General features: G+C 42.8%; 13 protein-coding genes, 1 other RNA gene and 1 pseudogene. 4 read left to right on the plus strand and 11 right to left on the minus strand.

Features of this window, described 5'->3' with window-relative positions; translation table 11 throughout:
- Positions 1 to 184 precede the first annotated feature (184 nt).
- From AC13CK_RS10330 to AC13CK_RS10345, 4 genes and pseudogenes are all read right to left on the minus strand, one after another.
- Positions 185 to 1,066, minus strand: a complete 882-nt coding sequence (locus AC13CK_RS10330; protein ID WP_425879775.1) for an alpha/beta hydrolase — start codon at positions 1,064 to 1,066, stop codon at positions 185 to 187.
- Positions 1,056 to 1,742 (minus strand): BON domain-containing protein, encoded by a 687-nt coding sequence (locus tag AC13CK_RS10335; RefSeq protein ID WP_213687039.1) that lies wholly within the window; start codon positions 1,740 to 1,742, stop codon positions 1,056 to 1,058. The genes AC13CK_RS10330 and AC13CK_RS10335 overlap by 11 nt, the downstream gene beginning before the upstream one ends.
- Positions 1,743 to 1,875: 133 nt before the next feature.
- The gene (locus AC13CK_RS10340; RefSeq protein ID WP_425879793.1) at positions 1,876 to 2,292 is read right to left on the minus strand and encodes a YraN family protein; all 417 of its coding nucleotides are present in this window, start codon (positions 2,290 to 2,292) and stop codon (positions 1,876 to 1,878) included.
- 11 nt (positions 2,293 to 2,303) lie between these two features.
- A pseudogene (locus AC13CK_RS10345) lies at positions 2,304 to 3,229 on the minus strand (penicillin-binding protein activator).
- Positions 3,230 to 3,239: 10 nt separating this feature from the next.
- Between AC13CK_RS10345 and rsmI the strand changes: the two are divergent.
- Entirely contained in the window at positions 3,240 to 4,082 is an 843-nt protein-coding gene (gene rsmI, locus AC13CK_RS10350; protein ID WP_004279519.1) for a 16S rRNA (cytidine(1402)-2'-O)-methyltransferase, read from the plus strand.
- 91 nt (positions 4,083 to 4,173) lie between these two features.
- Here rsmI and AC13CK_RS10355 read toward each other — a convergent pair whose 3' ends face one another.
- The 7 genes from AC13CK_RS10355 to AC13CK_RS10385 all read right to left on the minus strand — a co-directional run bounded on the left by AC13CK_RS10355 (position 4,174) and on the right by AC13CK_RS10385 (position 10,885).
- Positions 4,174 to 4,428, minus strand: coding sequence for a hypothetical protein (locus AC13CK_RS10355; RefSeq protein ID WP_004646359.1), 255 nt, complete (start codon positions 4,426 to 4,428; stop codon positions 4,174 to 4,176).
- Between the two features lie 174 nt (positions 4,429 to 4,602).
- Complete coding sequence (locus AC13CK_RS10360) at positions 4,603 to 5,850, minus strand: FAD-dependent monooxygenase (protein ID WP_005107464.1); 1,248 nt, start codon at positions 5,848 to 5,850, stop codon at positions 4,603 to 4,605.
- Positions 5,847 to 7,055, minus strand: a complete 1,209-nt coding sequence (gene ubiH, locus AC13CK_RS10365; RefSeq protein ID WP_425879772.1) for a 2-octaprenyl-6-methoxyphenyl hydroxylase — start codon at positions 7,053 to 7,055, stop codon at positions 5,847 to 5,849. The genes AC13CK_RS10360 and ubiH overlap by 4 nt, the downstream gene beginning before the upstream one ends.
- Positions 7,056 to 7,156: 101 nt before the next feature.
- Positions 7,157 to 7,729 carry a GNAT family N-acetyltransferase gene (locus AC13CK_RS10370; RefSeq protein ID WP_425879770.1) on the minus strand — a complete coding sequence of 191 codons (573 nt, stop codon included), beginning with the start codon at positions 7,727 to 7,729 and terminating at the stop codon, positions 7,157 to 7,159.
- Between the two features lie 527 nt (positions 7,730 to 8,256).
- On the minus strand, positions 8,257 to 8,496 hold the full coding sequence (locus tag AC13CK_RS10375) for a DUF378 domain-containing protein (protein WP_425879768.1): 240 nt from the start codon (positions 8,494 to 8,496) through the stop codon (positions 8,257 to 8,259).
- A 292-nt stretch (positions 8,497 to 8,788) separates the two neighbouring features.
- Positions 8,789 to 10,123, minus strand: a complete 1,335-nt coding sequence (gene pepP / locus AC13CK_RS10380) for a Xaa-Pro aminopeptidase (protein ID WP_005107469.1) — start codon at positions 10,121 to 10,123, stop codon at positions 8,789 to 8,791.
- A gap of 129 nt (positions 10,124 to 10,252) precedes the next feature.
- Positions 10,253 to 10,885, minus strand: a complete 633-nt coding sequence (locus AC13CK_RS10385; protein ID WP_004646351.1) for a UPF0149 family protein — start codon at positions 10,883 to 10,885, stop codon at positions 10,253 to 10,255.
- Between the two features lie 64 nt (positions 10,886 to 10,949).
- On the opposite strand from AC13CK_RS10385, the gene AC13CK_RS10390 reads away from it, so the two are divergent.
- The 3 genes from AC13CK_RS10390 (at position 10,950) to ssrS (ending at position 12,072) form a co-directional block, all read left to right on the plus strand.
- Entirely contained in the window at positions 10,950 to 11,507 is a 558-nt protein-coding gene (locus AC13CK_RS10390; protein WP_191111923.1) for a hypothetical protein, read from the plus strand.
- The gene (locus AC13CK_RS10395; RefSeq protein ID WP_004279505.1) at positions 11,504 to 11,791 is read left to right on the plus strand and encodes a cell division protein ZapA; all 288 of its coding nucleotides are present in this window, start codon (positions 11,504 to 11,506) and stop codon (positions 11,789 to 11,791) included. The genes AC13CK_RS10390 and AC13CK_RS10395 overlap by 4 nt, the downstream gene beginning before the upstream one ends.
- Before the next feature lie 97 nt (positions 11,792 to 11,888).
- Positions 11,889 to 12,072: non-coding RNA, 6S RNA (ssrS, locus tag AC13CK_RS10400), on the plus strand.
- Positions 12,073 to 12,215 lie beyond the last annotated feature (143 nt).

Consider the following 12,215-nt stretch of genomic DNA (forward strand, 5'->3'; position numbering starts at 1 on the left):
AATTTGAGTTGTGGTGAATTGTTAAATTACAAAGAATAACTTTTCACTTTTGCCAGTGTTGATCTGTCACGCTGATAAGAGGCATAGCGAATATTAAAATTGTGTTTGTGAATTTGATTTTACTAGTTCGCTATTTTTTTAACCTAAAAGTGTCAACACACCCTAGTTAAACCAAATATTAGTATCAGGATTTAAATGCATCCTCGAGCGCCCAAAGCACCTGTGCCTTGGTCTGGAAAAACCGGCTAAACAAACTGGAGAGTGAACCCACAATCGTAATATGACCAAGTTTCGGAATTTGAATCAGATGGCTATGATTGCCCTTCTCTTTCAGTACACGGTCCAAATCCTGGCTATTGAAATGCCCAACAATCTTGTCTTTTTCGGCAATAAACAGATAATGCCGGATTGAGCTATTTTTAACAAAATAATAAGGCATCACCTGCTGATAAGGCACCGCCTGATCAAATGCATCGGCACAGATCGGATCATTTTTGTAATCAAAATGATAAGGCCCCGCCAGACCAATAATCGCCCGGATTTGATTGTGATCAATGCTGGCAGATTGCGGATGATACAAGGCAGACATCACATTGAATGCCCCGGCAGAGTGTCCCATCAAGACCAGATTTTCAGCACAGATCTGCAACTGTCCAGCTGACTGCTGCAAATGATTCAGCAATAAATGCAGATCATGAATATAGGTCGGAAAAATATGTTGTGGCGCCAGATGATAATTCATCACCACCACATCATAACCTTCTTTAGCAAAGGACTCGCCAATAAACTGATAATCCTTTTTATCGCCATGTAACCAGGCACCGCCATGCACAAAAACAATCAGGGGACGATGGAGCAAAGGCTGCTGACTCCGGAACAGATCAAAGCGTTGCCGTGATTTTAGACCATAAGCCAGCTGAGTTTCGATCGTGTAACCCTGTTTAGGCGTTAAACGATTCAGCGCATAACTGCCAAAATCATAGAGTCTAAATGCTTTATAGCGTTGCTGGACTTCCAGAATCTGATTCGACAATTGGTTTTTAAAATGACCGACCTTATGGAGCATCGGTTGGTTCAACCGTATCAGGATCTATCGCAACCGGCGTCTGTTCAATACCCGGCTGCGCATATGCCGGTGCAGCAAAGTTTTGATTAGCCAGACTTGAATATTGCTCCACGTTATCGATTAAAGTCACAATTTTGGTGACATTGCCCACTTGCTGCAATACCTGATTCAGGTCAGTAATTTCTGCGCTGTTCAAACGTCCCATCACATACAGCACGCCATCTTCAGTATGCACATGTAGTTTACTGTCCGAAACCACAGTGGCTTTCATGATCAGGCCACGGGTATTCGCTGTGACCGCAGTATCCTGCATGATGGTGCTATAGCTGATCTGATTGCCTACAGTAATAAAATTATGTACCGCTTTGACATCGCTCATGGATTTGACATTGTCTTCAGCTAGCTGCTTGAGATGTGCATCGGGCACCTGACCGGTCAGCAAGACATTGCCATGAAAACTTTCAATATTGACCCGAGCCTGTTTGAAGCGCGAATCCAGTTTATAAAGATTAATTTTTGCAGTACGGACAATTGAGGAATCAATAAATACCTGCCCCAAGGTACGCGCCCCACTTTCAGTTCCGACAGGAGCCGTACCTGTGCCGCTGGAAATAAAACTTGCACAACCTGATAAACTTGCGACACACAGCATTGTTATTGCAATACGCTTAACCACTCAGCAAGACTCCTTCATTTTATTACGTCTTTTTCAATCTAATAATCTGTTTTCAAGCTCAGATCATGTCAATTCTGCTTGAACTTTACAATGATCTTGAAGCAAATATAAGCATCTTTAGACCTTATTTTGTTCAAAGGTTAATAAACTCTTGATCAAAAGTAAAAGCATTTTCAATCCATTCCAGATCATAAGGGTATTGCGAAAAGTCATGCTGTATGGTTTTTGCAAATTGCTGTTTAAAATCAAAACAAATCACGTCAAAACGATAGTAATAGTGTGCAAATTGTGGATTTTTCTGAATAAAGCACATTGCCGTCTTGAGCATCTTTACCTGTTTTGCTCTGCAAATCGACTCGATCGCTTGCGCATATCGGGTTTGCGCACGTGCTTTGACTTCCACAAAGACCAGTTCCTGATCACGCACCAGAATCAGATCCAGCTCGCCATAGCGACTGTGATAATTGGCGGTCAGGAACTGAAATCCATGGTTCTGCATCAGTTGAGCCGCTTGCTGCTCCGCCCATGCACCTAATTGCTGTCGCAGCATTGCTCTTTCGCTCATAGTAGCTTGACACCTGTGCCACTGTACTGGAAACATTGTGGACTACGCTGAATACTGTGGTCCGTGATTTCAATTCGCCCAGTTCTACCCTGAAATTCAATATGCTGCAAATGCGGTTGTGACAGGTACTGCTGGGTGATCTGCCAGGCATCGCCACCGGCTCTTTGGCATAGGCCTGTAGAACATCCGGCCAGTCAGCCAGATAAAGCACAGGTACATCACAGAACTTGATTCCTCGTGGCGGTTTATGCTGTTCGCTAATCGCATTGGCCACGGTATACATCCGTTTATGGCTTAATTCAGGTATGGCAGCCAGCCCTTCTGCATTGCCGAGGTATAACAGCCCTTGTTTTGGCATTAAAAAAATGGGCGCCTTGTTCACGATTTTAAAATTCAGATCACTTTGGCTCAGCAGTGACATCAGCAACAGTTCATGCTCGGCTTCACTGCCCGGCTGGCGTAAAACCAGCAGTTGCTGAACCCCATCTTTAACCAGAAGGGTTTTTAAGGCAGCAGCATCCTCTTTTTTGGACAGGCTGAATTGCCAGACTTGGGGTGATGATTCTGCTACATCATTCAGGCTGAGGGTACGTACTTTAGGTTTGCTCTTGAGTAGTTGTTCCACATCGCTACGTGCCAATGGACCCACCACCATTTTGGTCTTTTTATTGACATGCTGTTTCAGTAGCTGGGAGATATTTTTCTGATTGGAATTGACCCATTTTAATGGAACTTTCTGCCCGGAAGTAGCATAAGTACTGAGAAAACCCTGTTTGATACTCGATGCAGCTCGCGCCAAAGGCCCGGATTCGGGTAGAATGATCAGCACTTCTGCTTGTACGCTGCTGATGTAGCTGACTAAACACAAGCCCAATATTTTATTTTTAATCTTCCATTTTTTATTATTCAATTTATTCCACATGGAGAAACCTATGAGTGCTCAGTTATTTGTTGTTGCGACTCCAATCGGGCACTTAGATGATATTAGTTATCGTGCACTTCAGGTGTTAAAGTCGGTGAGTCTTATTGCTGCCGAGGATACACGAACTTCAGCACAATTGCTTAAACACTTTAATATTCAAACACCTCTGACCGCTTGCCATGAGCATAATGAAAGCAACAAGATTGATCAGCTGATCCAGCGCCTGCTGAATGGCGAAGATATGGCCCTGATCAGTGATGCTGGCACTCCCCTGATTAGCGACCCTGGCTTTAAATTTGTCCGTGCTGCACAAGCGCATAATATTCGCGTGATTCCTGTACCTGGTGCTTGTGCGGCTATTGCTGCCTTAAGTGCTGTTGGCTTGCCGAGTGACCGCTTCAGCTTTGAAGGTTTTCTGCCATCCAGACAAAGTCAGCGCCTGCTGAATCTGGAAAAACTGAAAGATGAAACCCAGACTTTAATTTTCTATGAAGCACCGCACCGGATTCTGGAGTCCGTTAAAGATATGGCCAGCGTTTTCGGAGCAGATCGCCCGGTCGGTTTTGCGCGAGAAATCACCAAGACTTTTGAAACTATCAAGAAAATGACCTTGGGTGAATTGGTGGAATTCATTAGCAATGATCACAATCAGCAAAAAGGCGAAATTGTTCTAGTGATTGGCGGTGCCACCGAAGAAAAAGATCTGGATCAGGAAAAGCTGGATAAATTATTGAATCGCCTATTACAGGACCTTTCGGTCAAAGCTGCTTCACAACTGGCGGCAGATTTAACCGGAATCAAAAAGAAAGTCGCTTATCAACGTGCTTTAGAACTGACTTCGGCAAACGACTAATTGCTTTAGATTTTCTATTACGTTTGGATTTGCAAAAAAAAACACCACATTGAATGTGGTGTTTTTTATAAGAAACAAGTTAATCAATAACTTATTCTTTGGCTACTGATTCATCTGCCGGCACTTCAACAATACGACCACCACTGGCAAGGAAAGCCGCAATCTCGTCTTCAAGTGCTTGACGCTTTTTCAGCTTTGCAGTGACGGTCAAAGTTTCAGCTTCTACAAGATCGGTATCACTGACGACCTCTGTGCTATCGACCGCGCCTTTTTCAGCGGCTTTTGCTTCATCATCGTCAACAATTGAATCTTCAACGTCGTCATCATAATCATTCATGTCTGTCATTTGCATCTCCCCAAAAATGGCCCTCGCTTGGTATTCCAAGTCAGGTATCGAATTAAGTGAAATTTAGCAATCTCTTCGACCTTCGCCTAGTACCAAACATCAAAAAATCGTATCTTTTTTAAACAAAATCGTTACTCTTTATTGGTGTTTGTTTAAAAAATTTACATTTCTGTCTTAAGCTGCGTAGCGTGTGTCTTTAAGTAAACCCAGACCATTGGCTTGCGCCATAAATGCATCTTTCAACATGGGCTGATTTTCTACCTGTTTCAGGCCGAAATTGCGTGCCCAAACCATCGGGAAGAATAATGTGGTTTCCATCCAACCAATCGCAGACATGCTGTGCATCATGGCATCATTCTGGCCCTTACGGCAATGCTCATAGCGTTTCAGGGTCTGCTCATGTGCCCATACGCCACGCGCCTGATCATGTAGCAAAACATCACAGAGCACGGCAGCATCCAGACAGCCAATATTCACCCCTTGTCCAGCTAAAGGATGAATTACATGTGCAGCATCTCCAATCAGGGCTAAACCGTCTTGAATATACTGTTGGGCAGCACGGGCTTTTAAGGGGAAAGTGGCACGTGGTGTCGCCTCTAAGACTCCACCCAACATATGCTGGCTTTCACGAGTCAAGAGTTGAGTAAATTCAGCATCTGACAACGCTGCATATTCTTCGGCATAATCCTCTGGCAAGGTCCAGACAATTGATTGCCAATGTCCCTGCTCTTCCGGATTAAGGCTGGCCATAGGTAAAAAAGCCAGAGGACCAGTTTCGAGAAAAATCTGACGCGCCATGTACTGATGAGGCTGAATCGTTTTAATCGCACAACTGATGCCTGCCTGTTTATAGTCCAGTACATCAATATCGATGAAAGCTTGCTCACGTACAAAGGAGTTTGCACCATCTGCACCAATGACCAGTTTGGTTTTGAGCTGAGTACCATCTTCCAGATGAATGATCCACACACCGACGCCACGTTCAACACGGCTGACTTTGACTTGTGTTCTATAATCTTGAACATTTTCCAGCATCTTTTGCTGAATGGCCAGATTCAGAATGCTGGGCTCCACCATCGAGCCTAAAGCCTGCTCTACCGATGGTGTTTTTTCTGAAGACTGGCCAAAATTAATTTCACCATAGCCATTTTTATTCCACACCTGCATACCAGTATAAGGCTGCTGGCGTACTAAATTTTCCCAGACACCCACCGTTTTTAACAGGTGAATGGTTGCCTGACTTAAAGCCAAAACACGCGGATTGGCCACACGCAAAGTTTTATCTGCATCCAGAATTGGCGCTGCATCCAGAACTGTAGGCTGCACACCACCTTGAGCTAACAGAAGCGCTGTAAGTCCACCAACCAGCCCACCACCAATAATGACGACGTCTAATATTTCGTTAGTTTGATTTAAGCTCATGCTTTTAACCCCATGGCATAATTTGCAACCAGTGGCTTGATGCCTGGAATCGTATCAAAAGCGATTAAACCAGTATTACGAATCAGCTTTAAGAAAGGATTCTGGTTACTAAAACCACGTACTACTGAATCACAGAATTTAATCACACGCTGCTGGTCACTGAGACGGGATTTCTCATAGTCTAGCAATATTGCAGCATCGCCCAAGTCTGCGCCTTGTGCCTGTTGCTCTTTCAGGTAACGCACCAATACATGCGCATCACGCATACACAGGTTAAAGCCCTGTCCAGCGACCGGATGAATCGTATGGGCTGCATTACCCATGAGCACTACACGACCAACAGCCTGCTTTTCAGCTAACACTTGAGACAATGGAAAACTGAACCGTTTTCCGGTTTTCTGGAATTTTCCGGCACGATCGCCATACGTTTCCTGCAAGGCATCCAGAAAATGCTGGTCATTTTCATCTCCCAACCATTCTCCTTCAGTACCTTTTTTCACTGGCCAGACCACTGAACGACGATACTCACCCGGTAGTGGTAAAAGTGCCAAAGGCCCTAAATGGCTGAAACGCTCAAAGCCCACATGAGCATGTGGCTTTGAAGTTTGTACTGTGGTCACAATCGCAACCTGATCATAATCATGTTCTGACGCACCAATACCCAAGGCTTTACGGCAGAAAGAATCCCGCCCATCGGCGGCAATAACCAGTTTGGACTGTAATTTTAGTGACGATTCACCACGCTGAGCTTCGATATAAGCAAAGTCTGTATCTTGGATAAGGGATGTCACTTGAACACCATCAATCAGTTCAATCAATGGCTCTTTTTTGACTTGGGTCAGCAGTACACGACCGAGCCAGGCATTTTCAATGACCTGACCAAAGCTTTCGACTTTTTCCTGTTCGGCTTTCAGTCGAGCCTTACCAAAACTGCCCTGTTCGGTAATATTCACTTCCAGAATTGGGGTAGCATGTTCTTGCAAGGCATTCCAAAGTCCAAGCTCCTGATAGATCTGCACGCTACGGCGTGACAAGGCACTGTTACGTGCATCAAAACTGGAATGATATGGCGCAAGATTTTCATCATCATAATTTGGGTATTTAATGGCTTCCAACAGTTTGACTGCAATATTGATTTTCGCCAACATCAATGCGAGGCTTAAGCCGACCATACCACCACCGACAATGATGACTTCTTGTTGCATGCTTACTTCCTTATCTGTTTATTCGCATCTATGGCGAATTACATAAAACGTATACTGGTTTTATCTTACCTCAAGGCTTTAAATTTTTATAATGATTCGTTTTATTTAGTTTTCTCCATGATGATCCAGCCTATATTGAAAAACCAAGACATCGCGCTTTTCAGTCCCCAACTTCGGCAATACAGTATAGGCATTGATCCGTTCAACGATTTCAAACCCTGTCTTAAAAGCACTTGGTGTGCCTGTATATGTTCTGCATCACAGAAAGTATCTAGTGATTTAAATGTAAGATATTGTCTAAAATACTGAATCACCGCTTTCATCGCCTCAAGCATATAGTCCTGCCCCTGAAATCGAGGACCAAGTCCGAAATGAATTTCAAGGCTGTTATTTTGCTGTTGAATAATCGTTAGTAACCCGATTGCCAGATGACTTTTTCGCTCAGCAATCACCCATGAAAATCCTTTAATCGGTTGCTGCCAATAGCTTAACGCCCATTTCTGCAACATCTGCTGAGTTTGACCGACTGTTGTATGCACCTGTCGTTGTAAGTATTTTGATGCTTCAACGTCGCCACAATACTCTTGGAATAATGAAAATTCATCTCCAACTTTATATGCTCTTAACTCCAACCAAGTTGTCTTTAATTCAGCAACTAAAATATTTATACTCACTTTTATCAACTCAGCATTAAAAAACGGAATGTTGTAATTTCATTTGGCACTTATACGATTCGATCGCAAACCTAGTCAAATTGGTATAACTCGATCTACTCGCTTCGCACAATTTTGAATACATATTGCTACTGGTAAATCCTGAATGATAAAATTGTGAATCAAGCCATTTATAAATGAGCTGATATTCACTTTCAGTAGCAGGAGGCCCATTTTCAATCACTATTATTTTCTTATTTTGAGAGAGTTTTATAAATATAACTCGATTTTTTAGCTAACAGATATTTTAAAAAAAATTTATCCAACCATGTACAACCTAATCTTATTTGTATGATAGTAATCATTAATCTTTAGCTAAGTGTTGTTGTAGATCTGAGGATGATTCTATTAATAACCTATAAACACCTATATAAAAAACCCCGGAAATATACCGAGGTTTCTTCATCTTCCACACTATTTCTATCCTCTCGACAAGCTACTCAAAGACATTATCCTATCTTGTAAGAAACTCGTGCAGGAGGATTAGCTTAACGCACAATATTGGTATGATGATCTGTATGGTGTACTGTTTTACCCAACTTCGTTCCTGTATAAATCAGGTACAATGCCGACAAACCAACCAATACATAAATAATTCGAGATAAGGCGCTCATATCACCAAAGATCGCAGCGACCAAATTAAAATCGAATGCACCAATTAAACCCCAATTGATGCCACCAATGATTGTTAAAGCATAAGCAATCCAGTCAATCGTATTTAATTTCATAAGTGTTCTCCTGCTGTTATTTAAGTTTATTTAAGGATCAGAGAAAGTATGAGAATCTCAGCGCATTTAATATGTAGCTTTGATGCTAAAAACAGATTTTCTGTGTTGACTTCGTGTCACTTTTTAAGCTGTAAATTTTACTTAGGTTAGTTTTATTTGACTTGTTCGAGATAAACGTAAGCTAAGTCACTTTTTGATCGATTCGATATAGCTAGGAATTCTTGTTTAAAACGGCATAGAAATGTCATAAAAAAGCCGATCTTGCGACCGGCTTGCTGTATTTTTTCTCAAATTAAGCAGCGCACGCTTTCGCCATTAATGCCTCAATCTCTTCTACCGTTTTGACGACTTTCGCGGTTAAAACTAGCGGGCCATTTGCAGTGGCCACCACATCATCTTCAATCCTAATGCCAATTCCACGCCATTTAGCATCTACTGTTTCATCATCAGGCGCGATATAAAGACCCGGCTCAACGGTAACGACCATACCCTCTTCATACGAGCGCCATTCACCGTCCACCTTATAAGCACCGACATCATGCACATCCATACCGAGCCAGTGTCCGGTACCATGCATGTAGAACTGGCGGAAAGCTTCTTTTTCTATAATGTCGTCAATATTCCCCTGCATCAAGCCAAGATCGAGCAAACCTTGCACTAGGATGCGCACTGCAACATTATGTGGTTCTTTATACGAGTTACCAATTTGCACAGCATTAATTGCAGCAATTTGAGCATCCAGCACTACATTATATAAAGCTTTCTGTTCCGGGCTAAATTTACCATTCACTGGAAAGGTACGGGTAATGTCTGAAGCATAAAGCTGATATTCAGCCGCAGCATCAATCAGGACCAAATCGCCATCTTTCAGTTCTTTGTCATTTTCTACATAATGCAGGATGCAGGCATTCTCACCGCCACCGACAATACTGTTATAGGCCGGAACACCGCCATTTTTGCCAAAGATATAATTCAGCTCGGCTTCCAGTGCATATTCCATCATGCCCGGGCGTACTGCTAGCATCGCTTGCGTATGTGCATCAGCAGAAATATCGGAAGCAATCTGCATCAATTCAATTTCATTTGCATCTTTATGCAGACGCATTTCATCGACAATACGATCCAGCTGAATTACTTGCGCTGGTGCAGAAGTACCACGACGGCTTTCACCACTTGCAGTTGCAATCCATTTGGCGACACGCGCATCAAACTCTGCATGCTGTCCAATGCGATAAAATAACTGATCTTTATTTTGTAACTTTTCTAAGATTTCTTCATCCAGCAGATCAATTGCATAGGCTTCATCTGCATCATAATCCTGAATAGCCCCGTCAATACCCGCGCGGTAGCCATTCCAGATTTCCATTTCACGGTTACGTTCCCGACAGAACAAACTGTAGCTATAGCCTTCTTCTTCAGTGTCAAAGGTTTCAATCACAGCCACAGCTTCAGGTTCCGCAAATCCGGTTAAATAGAAGAAACTACTGTCGGCGCGGTATTTATAATCTGCATCACGGTTACGCATAGCTACCGGACTGGTCGCGATAATGGCGATACTGCGTAAACCAATTTCCCCTGCGAGGATTGCGCGACGTTCCTCAAAAACTGCCTGTGTCAATTTCTTCATTACACCTTACTTCTTATCGATCAATACTTGTATTTAGAATATAGTCTTGAAATCAGACTATAGATTTCACTGTAAACAGCAAAATATATGCCTGATTTCAAGCAGGTGATGACTCACCTCAGCATTTCATCAGCTTGGACGTTTAGGCGAGAAAATCTCGACCACACTTTGCGCGTCTGTAACAGCGGCTTTAGGCTGATTTTTTTGACTAAATTGCTGTAAGAGTGGTGTTTCTTCAACTTCGACCTTTTTACGCCCTAAAGACAGGCTGACAGGAATCAGACGCACAAATTCGTACAATTCCTGATAGCTTTCTTCACCTTCGGCATCATCGTCCGAGTCTTCAAATTCAACTGCGGCTACATCTTGTAAATGTTCAATCAGTTCAACTTCATCCTGACGGATATGTCCTGAAGCCAGTCCGAAACCTAAGACCACGCCGGCACACCAGTCCGCCAGAGCCTGTACGCGTTCTGAAAGCACATGCTCATCATCAGGCAGCAAAGGTAAATAATCCAGCTCATCTTCAGACAATGCATGGAACACATCTTCAGCTTCGCCCGTCAACAACTCTAATGCTTCGGCATCCAGTTCAGGTACATCCAGTGTTTCTAAAATCTGTAACCACTCTTCACTGCTTGGCGCCTGGGTGACACAAACAATGCCTGTTAGCAAACCATGCAGTTCGCTAGGGCTAGAAATTTCCTCAATTGAAGAAAAATTGCGGTGCCATTCGGTCCAACCTGAAATATCGTCTTGCATTCGTTTATCCAATCTTTATACTGCTTATATATTACCTTTGTTTGCAACACTGTGCGACCTCGATATGTTAGAAGAATTACAGCGTCTACAAGTGCAGATCGGCGTGTTAAAAACGCGACTTGCACGGCTTGAAAGTGAAAATTCCAGTTTGCGCGAAGAGCAAGACTCTTCAATGATGCAACATCAACAGCAAATTGAACAAAAGAACAGCGTGATTGCGCAAAAACAACAAGAAAATGAAAATCTGACAGAACAATTGACGGATTCTCGTGCCCAATTTCAACTGCTCAATAATGATGCAACTGCACTGGCAGACCGTTATGGCCGTCTGGAAAAAAGCTGTACCGATCTAAAAAACCGTTTTCAGGAAATTCTGGCTGAACGCAATGAGCTGCGTGTGGTTAAGGAAAAGATGATCCTTGAACAGCGTCATGCCCAACAGGAAATTCAGCGTCTGACTCAGGAATCTGAACGTTTAACCCAGAAAAATGAAAATGCCAAAGCCAAGGTTGAAGCGATTATTCAACGTCTGGCGATTCTCGGTACTGCGCAGGATCATCACGCACAGGAAATTCAACAACTGGCCCATCCGACTGAAGCGACTGAGGAAGCCTCACCATGAGTGAACAAATTGCAATTGATCTCAGAGTATTGGGGCATAGTTTCCGTCTGGCCTCTACTCCTGACAAGCAGGAAGAATTAGAACGCGCAGCACAGTTATTAAATGACAAATACGATGAATTTCGTCGTAAAGCACCACGTATGGAACCTAGCAAGCTGATTATTATGGTGGCACTTGAGCTGATGCAGGAGGTTTTGAATATGAATAGATCACTGCAACAATATGCGCATTGCGAGCGTTTGTTACAAACTATTTTAGAAGAAGTTGAAGAACTGACTGAATAATCTCGAATTCTGTTTAAACTTCGGACATTCGACCGAACTGTTTACAGTTCATGAACAGCATAGAGTTGCCACACCGGGATTATTGTTTATAATTAACTTAACTCTGAGGTGTTCGCCAGCGGGTCTATTCCCCTGCCGATACTAACACTTATGGGTGTGTTCTGTATATTTAGAGTGTATGCCCATCTCCGTATGGGAAACCCAGCAAGTATACGTCGCATCCTCCTTGAACTCATCGGGTTCAGGGTAACGACACATGCAGCGGCATCTTCGGAGTACTTCAATTTCTTTTTCAAAATATAATTATAATTTTTCCTGAATTTCCTCTTATTTTAATTTTATAGTCTTTCTCTCGAACATTCTTCCAGATTCATTTTATTGATGTAATAATCATCTTGCATGAAAATGAACTCTTTTAAATTAA

It is taken from the genome of Acinetobacter sp. L-24, assembly GCF_056857555.1.

Coding starts and splice junctions, on each gene's coding strand:
- AC13CK_RS10385 (WP_004646351.1), bottom strand. CDS start 10,885: ATGCAAGACGATATTTCAGGTTGGACCGAATGGCACCGCAATTTTTCT.
- pepP (WP_005107469.1), bottom strand. CDS start 10,123: ATGAAGAAATTGACACAGGCAGTTTTTGAGGAACGTCGCGCAATCCTC.
- AC13CK_RS10375 (WP_425879768.1), bottom strand. CDS start 8,496: ATGAAATTAAATACGATTGACTGGATTGCTTATGCTTTAACAATCATT.
- rsmI (WP_004279519.1), top strand. CDS start 3,240: ATGAGTGCTCAGTTATTTGTTGTTGCGACTCCAATCGGGCACTTAGAT.
- ubiH (WP_425879772.1), bottom strand. CDS start 7,055: ATGCAACAAGAAGTCATCATTGTCGGTGGTGGTATGGTCGGCTTAAGC.
- AC13CK_RS10360 (WP_005107464.1), bottom strand. CDS start 5,850: ATGAGCTTAAATCAAACTAACGAAATATTAGACGTCGTCATTATTGGT.
- AC13CK_RS10390 (WP_191111923.1), top strand. CDS start 10,950: ATGTTAGAAGAATTACAGCGTCTACAAGTGCAGATCGGCGTGTTAAAA.
- AC13CK_RS10330 (WP_425879775.1), bottom strand. CDS start 1,066: ATGCTCCATAAGGTCGGTCATTTTAAAAACCAATTGTCGAATCAGATT.
- AC13CK_RS10355 (WP_004646359.1), bottom strand. CDS start 4,428: ATGACAGACATGAATGATTATGATGACGACGTTGAAGATTCAATTGTT.
- AC13CK_RS10340 (WP_425879793.1), bottom strand. CDS start 2,292: ATGCTGCGACAGCAATTAGGTGCATGGGCGGAGCAGCAAGCGGCTCAA.
- AC13CK_RS10395 (WP_004279505.1), top strand. CDS start 11,504: ATGAGTGAACAAATTGCAATTGATCTCAGAGTATTGGGGCATAGTTTC.